Here is a 20,055-nt window from a genome sequence, read left to right on the forward strand (position 1 = left end):
TATAGCCTTGAAAGGAGAGAAGTATATTGGAAAAAAATGCATTGGATACCTTGAAAGAAAATACTGCGTTGCCCGTTATCATGGCCCCGATGTTTTTAGTATCCAGTCCACAAATGGTGATTAATGGCTGCAAATCAGGAGTCATCGGCTCTTTTCCATTATTAAATGCCCGTACAGCGGATACTCTTGATCAGTGGATGGAAAAGATCAAGCGAGAATTAGAAGGGGGGAAATTCGCTCCATGGGCAGTGAATTTCATCGTACATCCCACAAACAGTCGATATAAGGAAGATTTGGCACTCATCAAGAAGCACCAGCCACCGATTGTGATTACTTCACTTGGAGATCCAAGTTCAGTTGTGAAGATTGTACATGAATATGAAGGCCTTGTTTTTTCTGATGTTATTTCTATTTTTCATGCAAAAAAAGCGGCAGAAAAAGGTGTGGATGGGCTTGTTCTTGTCTGCAGCGGGGCGGGGGGGCATGCCGGAACTATTAACCCCTTTGCTTTTATGGGAGCGGTGAAGGAATTTTGGAACGGAATCACTATACTATCCGGAGCAATTTCCAGCGGCAGAGATATCCTCGCTGCACAAGCCATGGGAGCCGACCTTGCATATATGGGAACTAGATTTATTACAGCAGAGGAAAGCTTTGCATCCACAGATTATAAAGAGATGATCATCGACTCCACATTAGATGATCTGATTTATACAGATGCCTTCAGCGGAGTAAAGGCAAACTATTTGAAACCAAGTATTAAACAAGCTGGCCTGGATCCCGACAAACTGGAAAGCAAGGAAAAAGCGGACTTCTCTAAAATGAACTCAACCGGTTCAAAGGCCTGGAAAGATATATGGTCTGCTGGGCAAGGCGTCAACACAATCAATCACGTGCAACCAGTAGAAGAAATTGTAAGGGAACTCAAAGACTCATACGACAGTTCAAAGAATGAATTATACCATGGGAAAGTTCTTAGCTAAGAAACGAACGAAATTAATGAATGATTGTTCACTCATTTACTTAGGAATTGGGGATACTTGTAAAGGCAAGTTGCCTCGGATTTGTATTAGAAGAGAAGTTCGGAATATCCCTTATATTGCTCAACATTTTTCCGATTAATTGCGCCTTGGCAAATTTGCAATTGCTTTTCCTCTTTTCACATGCTAATATGCAAGTAATCACTTGCATCATAAAGGAGTTGAAACTGTTGTCGTCACACTCGACATCAGAGCGTATTCTGGATGCGGCTATACAATTGGTCAGCGAAAAAGGGTATGCTGCAGCGACGACCCGTTCAATCGCCAAGCTGGCTGAGGTTAATGAGGTAACTGTTTTCCGCCATTTCGGAAATAAAAGAGGGATATTAAAAGCAATCATTGATAGATTTTCATATGGTCCCGTTTTCCAGAAAACGATTCAATTTGATATCACTTATGATCTAGAGACTGATTTGCTCCATTTTTCCAAGAGGTACTTTCAAACCATGCTTCCTGTCAAAGACCTGGTTCTGATCGCTTTCAAGGAAGCCGGGACATTTCCTGAGATTGATGAGGAGATTGCAAATGTGCCCCGCTTTTTAAAAGAGCAACTAGCAGGGTATTTCCAGGAAATGAAAAAAAGAGGGAGATTACTAGATATAAATGAAGAAGCAGCCTCCCTGTCATTCATTGCCCTTAATTTAGGACATTTCATCTCATACATCCGAATAGGATCAAAAGTTACGGAGCTCGATATCCAGCAGCAGCTAAAAATTAGCGTATCCATTTTTTCTAGGGGTCTGACCCCCTAGAAAAAATTTTATACTGTTTGCAAGTAAGTACTTACATTCAAAAAAGGAGGAACCTCTTATGAAAGGACTCAAAGCGCTTCTTACGTTAAGAGGAACGTATATTGGAATTATTGCAGCCGTCATGTTTCAGTTGATCTTTTTTTCTGTCTGGCTGACTGCATATAAGGGCGTTCAAGATCGAATGGACAACATGTCCATTGGAATTGTAAATGAGGATCAAAGCGGAGTAACGAATATTGCAAAGGAGCTTGAACAGCAACTCCCCTCCCAGGTAACGCAATATGATTCTTTTGAAAAAGCCTCAGATAAAATGAACAACCGAGAAATTGAAATGGTCATCCAGATACCATCTGATTTTACAACAACCTTACAATCCGGAGACCGCCCTTCCATCTATTACTGGATTAATCAAGCAAGCGCCACTTTTAGTAAAACAATGATGGAGCAAGTTGCTAATCAAATGAACAACGAGGTGAATGAAAAGGTATTCTCCTTTCAGACTGAGGCAGGAGCAGCGATGTTTGAGCAGAAGCTGCAACAACTGCCGTTGGAACCACCGATTGCACAAGCGGTTGGAGAAGAAGTGCAGACTGCGTTAAAGTCCCTCCATCCTGAACCGATAGAAGCGATGATCAAGAAAACGAACGCTGTCAGTGAATTTTCAGCAAACCTAGTTCCCCTTATGGTGATTATCTCTTCGTTTGTCGGTGCCATGGTCATGATTATGCAGGTGAATGAAGCCGCCGAAACGATTCAATCAGCCTATTCAAAATGGGAGCTGTTCCTTGGTAGACAGTTGATTAATATAGGTGTCGCATTCCTATTGCCATTTCTGACCATCGGTCTAATGAAACTGTTTGATATCACAAGTCATGAGCCGATGTGGATGATCTACCTATTCCAAGGAAGTTTATTTTTGTCATTCCTGATGTTTGCACAAGTCTTTGTTCTCCTTTTCGGGAATTATGGTATGGTATTTAACATTTTGGCGCTATCCCTTCAACTCGTTACTTCCGGCGTTTTGGTTTCAAGGGAACTATTGGCAAACGGGTATCATAAATTGGCGTCTTTCCTACCGGCAACATATGGCGCGGATGGGTATTACTCCATCGTTTTTGGTGGAAATAGCGGTATGCTTATCCATAATATCGCGTACCTTTGGCTGATAACAGGTGTCACTTTCATCTTAGGGATCGTAGCTGTTGCTGTAAGAAGGGAGAAAATGAAAGTGAAGTCCCCACAGAATACAGCTTCGATGAACATTTAATAGATTTTAATTTAAAAGGATTTCCAGTTATTTTTCTGGAAATCCTTCATTTATGTTGTCAATTAACTGATTTAAGAGTTTTATATCCCGCAAAAAAGCATAAAGCGCAAATTGCACCAATACTAATTCCATCATCAATATTTCACACCCATTTAACAATGTGATGTTAATGGAAACATAAAGTTACCCTTCAGCAATGCCTTTCATTAAGATGAATAAGGCTTCATTATATAGCAAAATGGTTGCTGTCATGCAATCGTAAAATCAGACGTGAAATAAACTACTTTTCACTGTTTCCTTCACAATGCTTGTTAGAGCTGCAACATTTTTGCTGGATTTAACGAAATGATATATTGTTTGTAACCTCAGATGAATTGGAATTAGGTAAATCCATTTTCAACTACAAGCACCTTTATTTTGCATTACACAACTTTTTTCTAAATAGACTTTCTGTAATTACTTTTGAAACGAAGAAAGTTAATGAACCAGCGACGCTGAGAATAATAAAAGCCAAAATGTTGCTCATATCATCTGTAATCAAAGAACGACCCTGGATTAAATAGAGCAAGGCACTAACAAATATACCAAATACTAACCCAAGAATTAAAAGCGAGAAAAATCGCCGTTTATTTGTATTTAAAAAAGATATTTTCAACACAAGTTCTCCAATAACCACCCCTACAAAAGCCAGTAATACAATAATCGGAAAATAAATGACTAAATAAAGATTAAAGTGCTCATTAAAACTGTAATCATTGACCTGAGAACCTATGAAAATGGCTAGCACATTTAACAAAAAGAAAAAAAATAAGGTAAGAATATAAGATATTAAGAAAACAAATAAGGCAAGAATGTTAGATATTAAAAATCTCATCTGAGTTTAAACCCCTTTCACAAAGAAACTTTCCATTTCATAGGTTCAAAACTAGGAATAAATTGTGAAAACCATAGTTACGAGCTTGGTATACAGGCCACATCAATTTGATGACAGAAATCCCAAATGTTCCTAAGGAAAACAAAAATTTCTTCAAATTTATATTAGTTAAACTAAGTTTTTTCTCCTGTTGGGCATGTTGGGATTCAGTTCCGTACAATAAAGATTTTTCGTTCAAAACGATACAGCATATAAAAATACTATCTGGTAAGCGAAAGTATTAGCCGAATTTAGGCATATACTGTTGAGAAAATGAAAATACTGTCGAAGTCTGGTAATACTGTCCCAAGCCCAGAAATTTTCTGAATAATAAAATCTTAAAAGATTCAGTTCCCCTTACTCAAAAATTCTACACGATTTATCATATATTTTTATATAATTTAAAAAATCCCTACTTAAGTTGTCTATTCTTGGATTTTTTTTACATTACAACCAAAGAAATTTTATTTATTTTAGTCCGCTTACCCTACTAATTTCATTAATATAGAATTTCACACCTAAAAAACCGCCTTTATTTACATGCGCTTTAGAAAACTGAAGTCTCCGCAATTTAAAAGGATTTCCAGTTACTTTTCTGAAAATCCTTCATTTATGTTTTCTATTGTAATAATTTTAAAATTTCAGAAAAAATATCTTGAAAAACATTTTAAAGCACATTATCTTACCTAAGAAAGGAGAATTAAAATATGAAACTAAAAATCGAAGAATTACCTGAATCAAGAATTGCTTATTTCCGCAGGGTCGGAGAGTATGGTGGAAAGCAAAACAAAGAACTAATGAAATCTTTTAAAAAGTGGGCGCAGTTGAATGGTGTACTTGATCATTCTTCCATTTTAGGTATACCATGGGATAATCCGGAAATTATCCCTAGAGAGGAATGTCGTTATGATATTTGCGCTGTGATAAATAAAGATGCTCATATCGCAGAACCAGCTCGGGTTGGTAAATTTTCTGGTGGGAAATACGCTGTTTTCTTACTTGACCATACAGAGGATGCAGTCAGTGAATTTTGGCACAATATTTATACTGAAATAGAAAAAAATAATCTATCAATAAGAGAACAACCCATTATAGAAAGATATACTCCACAAATGATTGAGCAACATTTGTGCGAAATATTAGTTCCTATACAGTAACGAAACAGAGTCACTCTCCCCTATTCAAAAGATGAACAACATACCTTTTATGCAATTGATGCAGTCAAACTACCTGAATGGGGTCACCTGAATGGGGTCTGACCCCAAGATTGGGGCTGTCCAAAAAGTCAGGCAAGAACCTGGCTTTCTGGACAGCCCCATTCAATGGAATTACATGCCCCTATTTTCCGTCATCGAACCGATTCCTTCATTAAATAGCGTTTCTTTATTTGGGTGGAAGAAAGCTCCAATATCACGGCGACAAGAAGGATCGCATAGGTGATAAATCCGACTTCCCGAAGATCAAAATAAAAGCCTGAGGCCATGAATAACTCAAAACCGATTCCACCTGCGCCCGCTGCAGCACCCATCGCAACGGCAACTGTGAAGTTTGTCTCAAATCGAAGAAATGTCCAAGATATAAGAGACGTTGAGGTGGATGGCAAAACAGCATTTGTAATGACATGCCACCAATTTGCTCCACTTGCCCGCATTGCTTCTATAACCCCGTCATCGAGATCCTCAAACGCCTCCGAATATGCCTTAACTAGAAAAGCAACCGTATGAAGCAGCATCCCCAAAACAGCGGCTTCTGCGCCAAGTCCTGCTGCTATCGCAAAGATAAGCACCCATAGGACAGTCGGAACCGCCCGGATAAAGGCCATCACAATAATGATTGCATTCGCAATGGGCTTAGGTGAAAGATTTTTCGCTGCAAAAAAAGCAATAATCAAGGATAAGAAAGCACCTATAATCGTAGCTAAAACAGCAAGGCCGATTGTCAAAGAAATTTGGTGTAGTGCCTCTGCGAAAGAGAAGTTATTGAGAGATGGTTGTAAAAAGATAGCCTTTAAATTATCTAGTGTAGCGATCATCGCTTCAACAAGATGAATATCTTTATAGTCGAATGTCAAAAAACCATAAATAGTAAGCAATGTTAGGACGATAAACGTTCCTATCATGACAACTTTTTGTTTCGTCCATTTCGTAATTTTAATTTTTCCTGTATTGGTGGTCATTGTGCCAATAGCCGGGTTGCTTTTTGCTGTAATCACTATAGAATAACCCTCCTAACATAGTTGGAAATCAGTTCAATCATTATAACCACAGCAATGATACTGAGCGTGATAAGACTGACCACGCTATAATTCATGTTCTTATAATATAAATCAAAGGCAAAGCCGATCCCTGTCCCGGTTAAAATTCCAATCAATGTAGAACTTCGAATATTCGTTTCAATCATAAACAAAATCCAGCTAATGATCTGCGGGGAACATTCCGGAATAACTGCCTTTGCAACCACTTGAAAATAAGTGGCACCTGTTGCCTGCAGAGCCTCAACAGAACTTTTACTCGTCTCATCAATTGTCTCTGTAAATGCACGGACTAAAAAGCCTAATGTTGACAAAAACAAGGCAAAATAACCGGTCAGGGCATTTTGACCAAAGGACAGCAATAAAATAAGTGCCCATGCAACAATCGGGATATTCCTAAATAACGAGGCTATAAACCGGCTTAGCGTACTGAAAAAATTGTTGACCTTTGTTGTCTGCGAACCTAACAATGCCAGTAATAATGCAATAATACTGGCTGTGGTGGTTGCTGCAATGGATAAGAATATCGTTTCCATTAATTTATCCATGATGGAAGGCATCTTTTCCAATGCTTCATTCGTGATAAACAGGTTCGATCCCATCCATTTAAGAGCCTCAGGTACAGATATGAGACTATGCATAAAATCGAAGTCAGTCAGATTGGATGATAGGAGTGTAATACCAATAATCGCGAGAGCAAATATAGTAAGTTGCTGTTTCTTCTTCCTAAACACATCGATATTCATTGGTCTTCCTCCTTCACTCCATGATCAGGTTGCCTGCCTCAGAACCGTAAATGTGATGAATGACATTTGACGTCAGACGATCCGGGGTCCCATTATAAACCACCTGTCCACTATTTAATCCAATAATTCGGTCTGAGTAGCGTTTCGCTACATCCACTTGGTGTAAATTTACAATACAAGTAATGTTCATTTCCTTAGAGATCCTTTGCAAATAATCCATAATAACTTTGGAAGCATTCGGATCCAGCGAAGCAATCGGTTCATCACAAAGCAATATTTGCGGGTGTTGTATAAGAGCACGGGCAATCCCTACACGCTGCTTCTGCCCACCGCTTAATTGATCGCACCTTTTATATGCATGCTCCTTCATTCCGAGCTTCTCCAATAATGAAAATGCATCCGCCTTTTCTTCTTCGGTAAACCTGCTCAACACACCTTGAAGAGTTGTTTTATAACCTAGTCTGCCATGTAATACATTTTCAATGACAGTTAACCGTGATACTAGGTTATAATGCTGAAAAATCATACCTATTTGAGTTCGATGCTTACGCAGACCCCTTTTGTTCAAGGACATGACATCAACATCTTGAAAAACAATTTTGCCATTGGATATATTCACCATGCGGTTTATACAGCGGAGCAATGTTGATTTACCGGCTCCGGACGGCCCGATGATGGAAATAAATTCCCCGCGCTCCACCTCAAAGCTGACTCCTGACAATACCTGTTTATCTTTTTCATATTGTTTAGAGATATCTTTTACTGCTAACAAAGACATTAAAAAAACTCCTCAATTTGGATTTTGACTCAAACAAAAGAGCGTATAAACATTGGAGAAATACGCCCCTTTGCACTCAATGTGTTTGTTATTTTGACAGCTCACGAATTGGATCAAACCATGCATCATCCGTAATGACAAATTTTTCTTTATCCGTTTTCTTGAAAAGCCCGGCTTGTTCAGATTCTTCTGGAACAAAGATCTTTTCATTGTTTGCTACTTCGTCGGAAGTAAAACCCTCTTGTATTTTCTCAAGGTCTTCTTTACTTAAGCTCGACAGATTCGCTACAAAAGGTGCATTTAATACAGGTGTTACACTAATTAATGTGAATTCTTCACCTGGCAGTGTATTAAAAGGCTCCTCTGCGTCATCTTTTACCCGGTAAACAGTCCCCGGACGGTTTTCATCGCCATCAGCGATTTCGATATAATTAGCAACACATGTATCACAAAACGCTGCAACATCAGCCCGTTTGCTAAGCAAGTTTACAGCCGATCCCTGATGTGAGTCACCATACATCACTTCTTTAAAGAACTTTCCGCCTTCCATTAAATCTTCAGGTGTCAAGTCTTTCCATTGATCTTGTTGTGAGAAATGCGCAACGATATCGGTGGACGGTACTTTAAATCCCGAAGTTGAGCTGTTTGATACGAAAGAGAATTTGGAATCAACGATGTTATCGATCGAGAACTCACCATTTGTTTTATATTTCTCAGCATCTGCCGCTCTGGCAGCCAGCCAGCTATAATAAACCGCGTCATCTAACGTTCCTGATGCACCACTTGGTACAACAACAGGCTCAACATCCTTACTCTTGTTCTTTGCTTCTATATACCCTTGTGCACCCATAAATGCTAATTCAGCATTACCATTGGCGATAGCTTCAATGGCCACTGCATAATCTGTTGTTAGTTTATGCTCTACCTTTCTTCCAGTCGCCTCTTCTATTATTTTACCAATCTCGTCCCTGGCACCTTTTAAATCATTGCCGGATTCATTTGGATACCATACCATTGTAATATCTTTTGAACTAGCTGACTTCTCACTTGAACAAGCTCCAAGAATCGCAGAAAGAAAAATTAACAATACGATTGATAAAATTGACTTTTTCATGATTCGCTCCTTTAGCTGAATAGTTCTATTTTTCCGTCAGAGATGACAACCAGCTTCCTGCTACCTTTATTCCCCCCCATCCAGATTGAAGAAATTCCACTTACCATTCATTCAAACATATTTATTGAGGGAATTCGGGCAATTTACATACTCTTTATTAATCTTTTACAATACCTAGATATTCACCATGAATGTTTGAATGGCTGTGGCGGGAGAGTCGATATCTCCAATCTGGATCGGTGTGCCAAAGTCACCATGATAGTCACTTCCTCCGGTCAGGAATAAACCGAATTCAGCAGCATAGGACTCTACTTTTACTATATCTTGAGCTGTATGATCATAGTGGTTGCGTTCAATGCCATCCAGCCCGTTTTGTACAAGTTCAGGAATCATGTCGAATGAATCCAACTGGCCCGGATGGGCGAGAACAGCAAAGCCCCCATCTGCTTTAATTGCTTTTACGGCATCGTTGGCATCGACATATTCAATATCCCGTGCACAAATCCCGTCCCCTTTGAAAAGCCTTTTATACATCTGCTTATACTCTTCTGTAGAAAAATGGGTATCGGTCAAACAAGCCATGATATGCTGTTTGTAAATGGTGCCTCCTTGAGCCGCCTGCTTCTGAACCTCATCAACCTCCACTTGATAGCCGTTCTGCTGAAGCTGTTCCACCTGCCACAAAGAGTTTTCATGTCTTCTTTGAAGCAAAGGGCTGCATAGTCTTTGGATATGCTCCGCCTTTTTATCAAAGGCATAGCCCAATATATGAACCTTTCTATTCCTCTTAAAATCATAGGCTGAGATTTCAATAGCAGGAATCACCGTAATCCCCCTGCTTGCTCCTGCCTTCTGGGCATGCTCAATGCCCTTAGGAGTATCATGGTCGACAAGGCTGATATGTGTGATTCCTTTTTGTACAGCCATCTCCATGATTTCCTCCACTGTATTCGATCCATCAGAGTAATTGGAATGCACATGCAAATCAGCCTTCATGCTCCTACTCCTTCCAAGCACTTCCCTTTTTGAAAGTCGAATACTTTATCGCATAATCCTTCCATGAATTCCAGGTCGTGGAAGATGCCAATAAGTGTCGTTCCTTCATCTTTCAACTTTTCAATGGCTTTACGAACCTTTAACTTTGAAGCATCATCCAAACTGGCTGTAGGCTCATCAAGCAGCAATAATCGCGGTTTTTTCACAATGGCACTGGCAATATTGAGTCTGAGCTTTTCACCGCCTGAAAAAGTGACGGGATAGTTATCCCACAGCCCAGGATCTAAATCGAAATGGGTCAGGGCTTCTTCAGCAATTACTTTTGCTTCCTCTTGGGTCTTCCCCATTTCTAGTACGGATTGTTCGACTATTTCACGGGCGGTCGTTCTTGGCATGACACTTAAAAACTGTGAAACATAGCCGATTTCATATTTCCGCAAATAAATCATGTCTCGTTCCGATGCTTTCATTAAATCTACTTTTCCGAAACGCTCAGAGTTGTAAATAATCTCCCCGCGCTCAGGTAAATATGTGCGATAAATCAGTTTCAAAATCGTAGATTTTCCGCTGCCACTTTTACCGATTATTCCAATGAACTTCCCTGCATCCAATGAAAAGTTAATGTCATTCACCGCATGGATTTTCTTTCCAAGATGATGAATCATAAATGATTTATAGATAGATTTGACCTCTAGTAATCGGGACATTTATTCTTTCCTCCCGTTATGTTTTTTTATGAATTGTTCAATATCCAGGTGGAAATCATCCAAATACTCTTTGATTTTTTCGTAAGGCCAGTCCCACCATTGGATGGCTTGGAGTCCCTCAATCACCTCAGGGGGAAACCTGTATTTAATCACTTTTGCCGGAACCCCTACAGCAATGGCATAAGGAGGGATGTCTTTTGTAACAACGGCTCCGCTGCCTATAATTGCTCCATTCCCTATCGTCACATCCGGCTGAATAATAGCTCCATGTCCGATCCATGTATCATGACCTATGAAGGCTTTGCGGCTTACCCGATGATCAAAAAAGTCATGGTCATCCTGCTCGCTGAACCCGAACATTTTCTTGCGGTAGGTGAAATGGTGAAGTGACGGCCTTTCATAAGGATGATCAGTAGGACCTATTCGCACCATTGCTGCGATATTGGAAAATTTCCCAATCACGGCATTTTGAATGAAGCAAAACTGACCAGTATAGGAATAATCGCCCAAAATGACATTTTCAAAGAAGTTATACGTACCCACTTCATTGTATTTCCCAAACTCTACGTTTTTCAGCACCACATGGTCATGGATAAATGGCTCGTTCCCCAGTTGTACTTCTTTGGTATTCATCGATAATTCGTCCTTGTTATCAGTTTCCCATCTACAAGTGTAGCTGTAACCATAGGGAATCCATCATCCATTCTCTCAATAATGATGATATCTGCCTTCTTTCCTTCCTTGATGGAGCCGATTTGATCGTCCATCCGTACTGCTTTGGCCGGATTTAATGTGACAAGCTGAAACATCTCATGCAAATCTTGTCCTTTCTTCTCCCCAAGTAGAAAAATGGAATGTAGAAGCGCTGGCGGATAATAATCACTGCACAAAATATCAATGGCATTTTCACGAATGGCTTCTGTTGCACATAGGTTGCCGGAATGTGAGCCCCCAAGCATGACATTCGGAGCTCCGGCAATTGTCCATAGCCCCATTTCCTTCGCCTTTTTTGCCACTTCAAGTGTCGTTGGAAATTCGCTGATAGTGGTACCGTAGCTCTTGACGAGGGACAGCTTCTCCAATTCATCATCGTCATGTGAGGCGACCGCTATATTTTTTTCCAAAGCCAACTGGCTTATTTCTTTCATCTGATCAAGAGTTAATTTGTCCTTCTTCATGCCGTTTGTGATGATTTCATCTATTTCATCATCTGTAATATCGTTATAGCCCTTTAACGTTTCACGATAGATTTCCAGATTTCGATATTGCCCCTGTCCAGGCGTATGGTCCATGAAGGATATCAGATGCACCTTTTCATCCTCTATGTTCTGTACGAACGCATCCACCTGTTCAATGTTGTCAATTTCAAATCTCGCATGCATCCGATTCCGGATCAAATGCTCGCTTGTATGAGTTTCATTGATTGCATGGATGAGTCGATTCACATTTTGTGGATTCCGGATTGGTTTATGGCTGAAGCCATCATCTTTATAGATTGATAGAGAATGGAACATGGTAGTGATACCGTGGCTGATCAAAATGCGCTCTGCTTCCCGAATTCCCATATTGAAGTCCATCAATGTTGTTGGGCGGGGTGAAACAATCCCTTCTATATAATCCGAATGGATATCGACGAATCCTGGTGAGATGTAACCGCCGTTTGCATCTATTATTTGATAGCCTTTGTATGTTGCTGCCTCCTGTTCTGGTATAATCGCGACAATGCTGTCATGTTCAATCACGACTGTATAATTGTCGACAATCTGGTCCTCTAAAATAATTCGGCCATTCGTTAGTAAATACACAATATCCCTCCAAATCAAATGTGCCTTGGCATACTAGCGCCCAGATTTTATCAAGCTCCGCTTGATACATTTCCTCTAAAAATCTGAGGCATCCGCCGGAGGCTTTCACCTCACCACTTACAGTATCTGCTGGATGAAGTTAAATCAGCGAATATACGAGTTGCTGTGTGTATGCGTGCTGAGGATTTTCTAAAATTTGATCGGTTAATCCTTGCTCGATGACCTTGCCATCCAACATAACCATTGTCCGATCAGCCAGCATGCGAATGACTGCCAAATCATGCGAGACAACAATCATACTGATCCCAAACTCCTGTCGGATTGTTTTGATCAAGTCCAATACACTTGCCTGTACAGATAAATCCAAGCCCGTCGTCACTTCATCTAATAATAGAATCGGCGGCTGATTCGATAAGGCCTTAGCTATCTGAACCCGCTGTTGCATCCCGCCTGAAAATTTCTTTGGCTCATCCTTGATCCGGGTAATCGGAATATGAACATGCTTTAGCAGTTCTTTACTCCGGTTCTTCATATGCTCCACATTACGGTTACCCGCAGCAATCATTTTTTCTGCGATGTTGCCAATGGATGAAAAGTCCATTTTCAATCCAAGTACCGGGTTTTGATACACCATTCCAAGAATGGTGTTCCGTATATAACGCAGTTGTTGAGGCGACTCTTCAAAGACATTTGTTTTTCCATGATTGTATGAGCTGATATATGCCTTCCCCGAAGTCACATCATTATCGAAATATAGACATTTCATCATCGTGGATTTCCCGCTCCCGCTTTCACCGACGACTCCTAAAATTTCTCCGGGATACAATTCGAATGACACATCATTACACGCATAAACCGTACCGCATTTAAGACAACGATTTTTGTCCAAGGAAAGTTCGTTTCTATCACTGCAATAATCGCAGCCTGGACCATATTGCTTTCTTAAATTCACTACTTTTAAAACAGGCTTATTTTGCATGTTCAATCGCCACCTCTGCTTTCAGTGCTTTTTCATTCAATGTGGCGAGGCAATAGCTCGTATCATTGCATTGGTAATAGGTCTCATCCGTTTCAGGGTTCACCAATTCATCTAAGAACACATCCGTTGAATGACATAAGTGGCAATGCTTGCCTTCGAATGATTCCACTTCCATCTTATAGTCCTCAAATGCCAGTGAAGTCACCTTCGTATATGGAGGTACAGCGTAGATTTTTTTCTCCCGCCCCGCTCCTAACAGAATTAAAGATTCCGAATGATCCATCTTTGTGTTATCGAAGCGGGGTATTGGGCTCGGAGCCATCACATACCGATCATGCACCAGTACGGGGTGATCAGCATTCGTCGCTGTCTTTCCATATTTCATGATCTGCTCAAACAGCATAAGCCAGGCACCGCTATATTCATTCTCAGCATGTAATTGTTTCGTTTTCCATTCACTAGGCTCAACCCAACGCAGCGGCTCAGGTATAGGGACTTGTAAAACAAGCACCTGATTTTCTGTCAAAGGCACTTCAGGTATTCTGTGCCTCGATTGAATAATGGTCGCGTCTCCTGTTTCAGTCGTCGTTTCAACACCCGTTGTCCGATTGACGAGCTTTTTTATATTTACAGCATTGACCGATTCATCAGCCCCTTGGTCAATGACTTTTAATACATCTTCCTTCCCAATGATAGAGAGGGTGATTTGTAATCCGCCTGTCCCCCATCCACGCGCAATCGGCATTTCCCTTGATGCAAACGGAACCTGATAACCCGGAATGGCGACTGCTTTCAAGATTGCCCTTCGAATCTCTTTTTTCGACCCTTCGTCCAACAAAGCAAAATGGGGTTTATTTTTCATGTTTTTCAGCCCCCTGTTTGATTTTCCTCACACTGTCCAGTTTCGACTGGAAGGTAACATAGTGAGGCAGCTTTAAATGCGAGATGAACCCACTTGATTCAACTGAATCAATGTGCAGAAGGATGAATTCCTCATCATGTGTCGGGTAGTCTTTCTGCCCATGCTCCAACGCTTGATCCAGAATGCTCATCGCAATGGCCTTTGTTTCGTTTTGTCCGTAACAAATCCCGTAGCCAATCTCAAATTCAATTTCTTCTTCATTTTTTTCATTTTTGACGGTTATCGGAATAAATGATTCTACTTCTGTTACTTTTATTTCGCCTATATAATAATCATTTTCCTCATCATCTGTTTGGTCGGCTGGATCACTGATAGTCAATGGAAGCATTCCAACGCGCAACTCTCCGACTGTCGGATGCACTGCCCCATATCCTCTTATCGCCGCATATCCAAGAGATGTCACAGCACCCGTCTGACCTCTGGTTAAAATCTGCAGCCTCTCACTACGCGTTGTTGGAAACTGGACACTTCGCTTCGTTACATCAAGCGGTTCTGTATCATCTTCTTCATAAATAGGAAACAGATTCTGTTTGCGTAAATAATCTACAACCTTAGGCAGATCTGCCTGAACGGAAGGATCTGATATTTGCTCATTTTCTTTCACATATTGATCGAGCCATTCCAGCACCTTATCTTTTGTCTCCGAAAGTAGATCAAAATCGATTAACCGATGTGTATAATCGTATGTGGCCCCTAGAATCTGCCCACCTGGAATATCTTTGAAGCTAGCGGAAATCCTTCTTTCAACAAACATTTTGTCAGTCTCAATCACCCGAGTATAATAATTTCTTGGTAAGGTGGAACGATGAGCACGCAATAAGAAGACTGCCTCTTCCATATTTCCTTCAGATTGCTTGATTGCCAAAGCTGCCAAGAGCTCTGAATACAGACTGCTCTCAGACATAACCTGATCAACCATCCCGCGCATACCAGCGATGATTGCTTTGACCTCAAGTACTTCTTCTGATTGAATCCGTTCAAAGGTCAACCGTTTAATCGACTCTTCAATTGCTTCTGTCCCGCCTTTTACTGCTACATAAGCCATCCTTCACACCTCACACATCTTAATGACTGTTGTTCTGGGTATGCACGCAATATTAGAGCGTTCATCTACAAGGATCATATCGATACCCAACGGGTATTCTTTGTTTGTTTTCTGTCTTTCTTCGATCCAATCTGCATAATTGGCAATTGAAAGCTTCGCCGTTGTTTTGATCCCTGGTCCTTCCAGAGTTAATTCTTCTTCATTACTGAACTCTGTCTCTAAAATAATGGTTGCGGATTGCTGCGGGTCCACAAGAGTTCCCATTTTTATCTTTTGAAAAACATTTGTAATTTGTTCCTTTGTTGCTTGTTTCGTGATGAATACATACTCTGCGTCAGATGGGCTTTCTTGAACAGACATTGTATAAGCAGCTATCATGTCTCCAAGCTCTTTTGTCTGTTTACCTACAAGCGCAAAGGAAACTTCCCTGTCAAGCAATGTCAAAGCAGTAATAAAAGTTGCAGGGAGTCCCTCTGGAAAAGTGGCAATCCCATCATTAAACTCTTCCATGCTCTTAATCGTCCCAGGCCGTGACATACAATGAAGGATTGTCCGAAATCCCTTTTGAATATCGTGCACCAAATCTATCGACATCTTTTCACCCCTTTATGATTAAACGTCCATCGTTTCAAAGTTCACCTTCGTCTTTTGAATAATAGCTGCATCTAATTTCTTTGCTGCTACCATTCGTTTCTCTTCCTCTTCTAATAATGGAATCCATTCATTTATTTCACTTAACTCAGCTTTAAATGCCGCATCGATTACAGCAAGCTGATAGGCAAGATCTTCCTCCATTCCAATGACAATGCCAATGCCGACTTGATTGCCCACTTTCACTTTGCATTCAGTCACTAACACTTCACCAAGATAGAAAAGCGTTTTTTTCGCTGTCTCCCTCATTTTGATCATTGTCAATGCTCCCTGCGGCTTCATAATGATTTCATGGGAATGGTTTTTTTCTATTTCATGTGCCAAGTTTTTCGGTATATCCCGAGATCCTTCTATTAAAATGCGCATTCGCCTATTTCTTTTCATGGATCTCACCTCCCTACAAACCGATCGTAACATGTTGCCAATTAAGCCAGTGTAAAGGGTTTATAAAGATAGCGTAAAGACAAATGGGAAATATTGGATATTTAATATTTGATAATCAAAAGCGGAGATCAGGGAGAACAAAACAAAAGCGCCTGTTCATCGACGTACAGACCGAGCTGAAATGTGGAAGACGGCGTTTAGGGGCGACAAGCGCCGGCGGCACTAGACATCCTGTCCGTCGGAAGCGATGTAGGAGGAAGCACGAAGTCTGCTAGTCCATAGGCGCTGGAGCTGAACGCAGCAAATCTGTACAGAAGCATAAAATTTTGGCTCTATACCATAAAAAAACTGTCCCGCAACAAAATACGGAACAGCAAACTTTAATTTTATTTTGAAGTGATGGCATACCTGAAAGAGTCACTTCGATAGATGATTTTCGTATACTCTAAAACTTTATTTTGCGGCGAAGCGATACAGTTGCTTTCCACAATTAACAGCGGAACTAATGCGGTACATTCCAGCATGGAACGTTCTTCACTCGTTGGAAAGGAAATGCTTAAATGGCTGTCAGTGCTAGTAAACTCCGTATATCCCTCTTGCCGATAATATGCGAACATTGAACGCAACTGCACTCCATCTTCTTCGATATTCGGAAAAGTCGACTTGGCGACATAAGAGCTGTGCAGCGCAACCGGCTTTCCTTCAATAAAACGCAATCGAGAAATCTTAAATACCTCTTCTTCCTCGGTTACTTGCAAAGCTGAATAAATACGCGGATGATAAGTGATCTTTTCACAACTTACATTTTTCGTTTCAAGTGGATGGCCGGCACTTAACATTTTTTCCGTAAAACTTTTACTTCCTGTTAGATGAAGCTCAATCTGTTGCCGACTGCCCTTCAAAAAACGCCCTTTCCCCTGTTGCGAGTATATATATCCCATCTCCTCGAGCTTCAAAAGAGCATTTCGCACTTTAATCCGCGGCACTTTATAATCATTTGCTAGCTCGTTTTCGGAAGGCAGCCGCTCGTTTGGATTGAATTTCTCCTGCATGATGGATTCCAGCAAATCATCTACAATCATCTGCTCTATATCTAGATTCATCCGTGCCCACTCCTGTTAATGCAGTCCGATTTTATTCTATCCTCAAAAATCGCTGACACTGTAATTTTTCTCCTTATCAAATGCTCCTTAGCACATTTGCTCCAGAATTTATCGAGCTCCGCTCAATAAATTTTCTCTGACAATCTGTGACATCCGCGAGGCCGGGGTTTGAAACCCTGCTGAATGGAATTCCAATTTACTTTCACCTCACCACTTACAGAAGTGGGAGACTTTCTTCTGGATGAAGTTACCCTTAACATACTTTATAGCAAACTTCTTTGTTTACAGTATAACTTAGCTCCGCAATTCCCACTACGATATAGTTATCATAATGACTTTTTTAACAAAACTTTCAAGGAACTTGATGTAGAAACTATCTCTACTTAAACACATGGTATTCTCAATAAATGTTTAATAGCATATAAAGACTTGCTACCCCATTTATATTAGGTTAAATTTGAGAATTGTAGCGAAGTTTCAGCGATAAAACATATGCGAACACGCTTTTGTGATATCAGAAGTTCCGTGCACAGCAACATTTTGTAGAAATGATATAAGGCTGATATTCTGTTTCACTCCAGTACTATTGAACCGGCAGCCTTGTGGACTTGAAAGTAGACAATATATACAACTCTTCAATTGAAAAGTTGCTTTTGATAAAAAGAATTGAATCCATATTAGAGGGTGCTAGGGAGATCCGGACCATTGAACACATTGCCCGATTTTCCGGACCCTTTACAGGATTCCACCCACTGTCGGGTGATTATACGCCCCCACCAGATTTTCTATTAGAAGAAAATGCTGGTAACTCCACAATAGGAAAGGAAAGTCTTGAAAAAAGTTGTAATCATAGCGGGAAAGAAAAAATGAGGATTGGCAGTAAAGCCAACGCTGGATATACTCCCAACAAATAAGGAAAATAACGGGGCTTTATGCGTTCAATGGCCGAGGGAAATACCTTTTATTTTTTTCTGCGATATTTAGCCAATTCTACTCTTGTACTATTTGAAAAGGTCTGAAATGTTACGGTTGCATCTCCACTTTCAACAAATTGCGCAATCCATTTTCGAATCAATGCTGAAGGATTGATATGCCTACTTCTACATATATTATAATAATGTGCTTTTAATTCATAAGGGATTTTAATATTAATTTGATCCTCTTTCTCTTTCACGGCGAGAGCCTCCAATAATTATTTTTCTAAAATATTGCCTAATAAGTGTTGTCATACAGTCAGTGGCCACAGTTAGACAGGCTCGACAATATGAGTGACGCTCAATCTCGCAATGAAAAATATGCGTTACGAATAAACTATTTCTCTGCTGCTTTGATGGATATCAAATTTATAATAATGCAAACCTGCATTCAAGAAAAGTTGCTATATTCCCAAATAATCAATATTGGATTAGATTATCTGTTCGTTTTATGCACAAGAGTTACAATCAAGTTGATTTTTTTCAGAATCATACCTTACATGGCAAGCAGAACGTTTCCAACATATTGAAATGGGGAACTGCTTATTACAACAACTTTTTCCCATCTGACGTATGACAGATAAATCTGAAACCATTTCTATTTCATAAGTATAGGAATCGTAAGACATCAGTACAATAAAGTAATTTCCAATCTCAATATCTCCAAAGCTGTGAAATATGGTACGCGATAACCTGATGAAAAGATCTACTCAAATAAATAGATACGGATAAATCGCTCATAACTTTCAATGCATCTGGATCGGTTCTCTTTCACAACTACAGCGCTTTTGCCGAGCTTCGGAATTACTAAGGCTCAAAAACTTTCAACCTTACTTTGCTATCAAATGTGCCTTGGCTTATTTGCACCCGAATTTTATTGAGCCTCATTCCAATACATTTCCTCTGAAAATCTGTGGCAGCCGGAGGCTTTAACTTTATTGAACTAGGATTTGAACCCGTACTAAGTGGAATACCGATATACTTTTATCTCACCACTATCGAAGTGAGAGACTTCTGCTGAATCAAGTTAAACTTATTGATTAGTTAATCACAGTTATCTACTGATTCATTGCCCCTCTCCTGAGCTTCAATTAAAGACTGCTTTTGTACACAGCGATAAGTAAAGCACGAAAATACTACGAAGAAAAGCAAGATTTCAATTTTCACCATTTGTATTTTCTTTATGTATGACATCTTTATAGAGTAGAGAGGAAGCAAATGCTTCGAAACATTTGCTTCCTCTTTTGTACAAATATTAGCTTTTCCTGCGTCCAAAAAGTTTCGCTCCAATACCAGCAAGCATAGCACCCAGACCAGTAAGTCCCATTGTCCAAATAGCTGTGGCCGTGTTAGGAAGTTTACTTCCGCTGTTGTAACCAGATCCTGCATTTGACGTACCGTCGCCATATCCAGATCCTCCGCCACTACCAGTTCCACCCGCTGTGCCAGAACCTGAGCCACCTCCAGTTCCGCCTTCGCCGGTTCCACCTTCGCCTTCACCATCTCCATCCGCATCCGCATCGGCGTCGGCATCAGCATCGGCGTCAGCGTCGGCATCCGCATCGGCATCGGCATCTGCATCGGCGTCGGCATCTGCATCGGCATCAGCATCAGCATCAGCATCAGCA

At 40.4% G+C, this 20,055-nt stretch carries 20 protein-coding genes and 1 pseudogene; 4 read left to right on the top strand and 17 right to left on the bottom strand.

Annotation, left to right across the window (positions count from 1 at the left end):
- Window positions 1-26 precede the first annotated feature (26 nt).
- The 3 genes from H9631_RS03975 (at window position 27) to H9631_RS03985 (ending at window position 3,059) form a co-directional block, all read left to right on the top strand.
- The gene (locus tag H9631_RS03975) at window positions 27-983 is read left to right on the top strand and encodes an NAD(P)H-dependent flavin oxidoreductase (protein ID WP_225220838.1); all 957 of its coding nucleotides are present in this window, start codon (window positions 27-29) and stop codon (window positions 981-983) included.
- 227 nt (window positions 984-1,210) lie between these two features.
- Window positions 1,211-1,792 carry a TetR/AcrR family transcriptional regulator gene (locus tag H9631_RS03980; RefSeq protein WP_191810150.1) on the top strand — a complete coding sequence of 194 codons (582 nt, stop codon included), beginning with the start codon at window positions 1,211-1,213 and terminating at the stop codon, window positions 1,790-1,792.
- Between the two features lie 58 nt (window positions 1,793-1,850).
- Window positions 1,851-3,059: a YhgE/Pip domain-containing protein gene (locus tag H9631_RS03985; RefSeq protein ID WP_191810152.1), complete on the top strand. Its 1,209-nt coding sequence runs from the start codon at window positions 1,851-1,853 to the stop codon at window positions 3,057-3,059.
- A 412-nt stretch (window positions 3,060-3,471) separates the two neighbouring features.
- Here the strand turns inward: H9631_RS03985 and H9631_RS03990 are convergent, their stop codons facing one another.
- Entirely contained in the window at window positions 3,472-3,933 is a 462-nt protein-coding gene (locus H9631_RS03990) for a hypothetical protein (protein WP_191810154.1), read from the bottom strand.
- 746 nt (window positions 3,934-4,679) lie between these two features.
- On the opposite strand from H9631_RS03990, the gene H9631_RS03995 reads away from it, so the two are divergent.
- Window positions 4,680-5,129 (top strand): AraC family transcriptional regulator, encoded by a 450-nt coding sequence (locus H9631_RS03995; RefSeq protein ID WP_191810156.1) that lies wholly within the window; start codon window positions 4,680-4,682, stop codon window positions 5,127-5,129.
- 191 nt (window positions 5,130-5,320) lie between these two features.
- On the opposite strand, the gene H9631_RS04000 is transcribed toward H9631_RS03995, so the two are convergent.
- The 16 genes and pseudogenes from H9631_RS04000 to H9631_RS04075 all read right to left on the bottom strand — a co-directional run.
- Window positions 5,321-6,184: a PhnE/PtxC family ABC transporter permease gene (locus tag H9631_RS04000; protein ID WP_318246766.1), complete on the bottom strand. Its 864-nt coding sequence runs from the start codon at window positions 6,182-6,184 to the stop codon at window positions 5,321-5,323.
- Window positions 6,184-6,969 carry a phosphonate ABC transporter, permease protein PhnE gene (phnE, locus tag H9631_RS04005; RefSeq protein ID WP_191810158.1) on the bottom strand — a complete coding sequence of 262 codons (786 nt, stop codon included), beginning with the start codon at window positions 6,967-6,969 and terminating at the stop codon, window positions 6,184-6,186. The genes H9631_RS04000 and phnE overlap by 1 nt, the downstream gene beginning before the upstream one ends.
- Before the next feature lie 13 nt (window positions 6,970-6,982).
- Entirely contained in the window at window positions 6,983-7,747 is a 765-nt protein-coding gene (gene phnC, locus H9631_RS04010; RefSeq protein WP_191810160.1) for a phosphonate ABC transporter ATP-binding protein, read from the bottom strand.
- Window positions 7,748-7,835: 88 nt separating this feature from the next.
- A complete protein-coding gene (locus tag H9631_RS04015; RefSeq protein WP_191810162.1) occupies window positions 7,836-8,861 on the bottom strand; it encodes a PhnD/SsuA/transferrin family substrate-binding protein in 1,026 nt (341 codons plus the stop codon).
- 174 nt (window positions 8,862-9,035) lie between these two features.
- Entirely contained in the window at window positions 9,036-9,857 is an 822-nt protein-coding gene (locus H9631_RS04020) for a PHP domain-containing protein (protein ID WP_191810163.1), read from the bottom strand.
- Entirely contained in the window at window positions 9,854-10,564 is a 711-nt protein-coding gene (locus H9631_RS04025; protein WP_191810165.1) for a phosphonate C-P lyase system protein PhnL, read from the bottom strand. The genes H9631_RS04020 and H9631_RS04025 overlap by 4 nt, the downstream gene beginning before the upstream one ends.
- Entirely contained in the window at window positions 10,565-11,197 is a 633-nt protein-coding gene (locus H9631_RS04030; protein WP_191810167.1) for an LbetaH domain-containing protein, read from the bottom strand. It lies immediately after the preceding gene.
- Complete coding sequence (gene phnM / locus H9631_RS04035) at window positions 11,194-12,369, bottom strand: phosphonate metabolism protein PhnM (protein WP_191810169.1); 1,176 nt, start codon at window positions 12,367-12,369, stop codon at window positions 11,194-11,196. The genes H9631_RS04030 and phnM overlap by 4 nt, the downstream gene beginning before the upstream one ends.
- Window positions 12,370-12,508: 139 nt before the next feature.
- The gene (locus H9631_RS04040) at window positions 12,509-13,348 is read right to left on the bottom strand and encodes an ATP-binding cassette domain-containing protein (protein ID WP_191810171.1); all 840 of its coding nucleotides are present in this window, start codon (window positions 13,346-13,348) and stop codon (window positions 12,509-12,511) included.
- Window positions 13,338-14,210, bottom strand: coding sequence for an alpha-D-ribose 1-methylphosphonate 5-phosphate C-P-lyase PhnJ (locus H9631_RS04045; protein WP_191810173.1), 873 nt, complete (start codon window positions 14,208-14,210; stop codon window positions 13,338-13,340). The genes H9631_RS04040 and H9631_RS04045 overlap by 11 nt, the downstream gene beginning before the upstream one ends.
- Window positions 14,200-15,315: a carbon-phosphorus lyase complex subunit PhnI gene (locus H9631_RS04050; protein ID WP_191810175.1), complete on the bottom strand. Its 1,116-nt coding sequence runs from the start codon at window positions 15,313-15,315 to the stop codon at window positions 14,200-14,202. Before H9631_RS04050 ends, H9631_RS04045 begins: the two co-directional genes overlap by 11 nt.
- A 3-nt stretch (window positions 15,316-15,318) precedes the next feature.
- The gene (gene phnH, locus H9631_RS04055) at window positions 15,319-15,909 is read right to left on the bottom strand and encodes a phosphonate C-P lyase system protein PhnH (protein ID WP_191810177.1); all 591 of its coding nucleotides are present in this window, start codon (window positions 15,907-15,909) and stop codon (window positions 15,319-15,321) included.
- An 18-nt stretch (window positions 15,910-15,927) separates the two neighbouring features.
- Entirely contained in the window at window positions 15,928-16,350 is a 423-nt protein-coding gene (gene phnG / locus H9631_RS04060; RefSeq protein WP_191810179.1) for a phosphonate C-P lyase system protein PhnG, read from the bottom strand.
- Between the two features lie 386 nt (window positions 16,351-16,736).
- Complete coding sequence (locus tag H9631_RS04065; RefSeq protein ID WP_191810180.1) at window positions 16,737-17,453, bottom strand: GntR family transcriptional regulator; 717 nt, start codon at window positions 17,451-17,453, stop codon at window positions 16,737-16,739.
- Between the two features lie 961 nt (window positions 17,454-18,414).
- Window positions 18,415-18,627 (bottom strand): hypothetical protein, encoded by a 213-nt coding sequence (locus tag H9631_RS04070; protein ID WP_191810182.1) that lies wholly within the window; start codon window positions 18,625-18,627, stop codon window positions 18,415-18,417.
- Window positions 18,628-19,682: 1,055 nt separating this feature from the next.
- A pseudogene (locus H9631_RS04075) lies at window positions 19,683-20,055 on the bottom strand (adhesive domain-containing protein); the annotation flags it as partial.

Source organism: Bacillus norwichensis, from assembly GCF_014836955.1.
In the GTDB taxonomy this organism is placed as follows: Bacteria; Bacillota; Bacilli; order Bacillales; family Bacillaceae_C; genus Siminovitchia; species Siminovitchia norwichensis.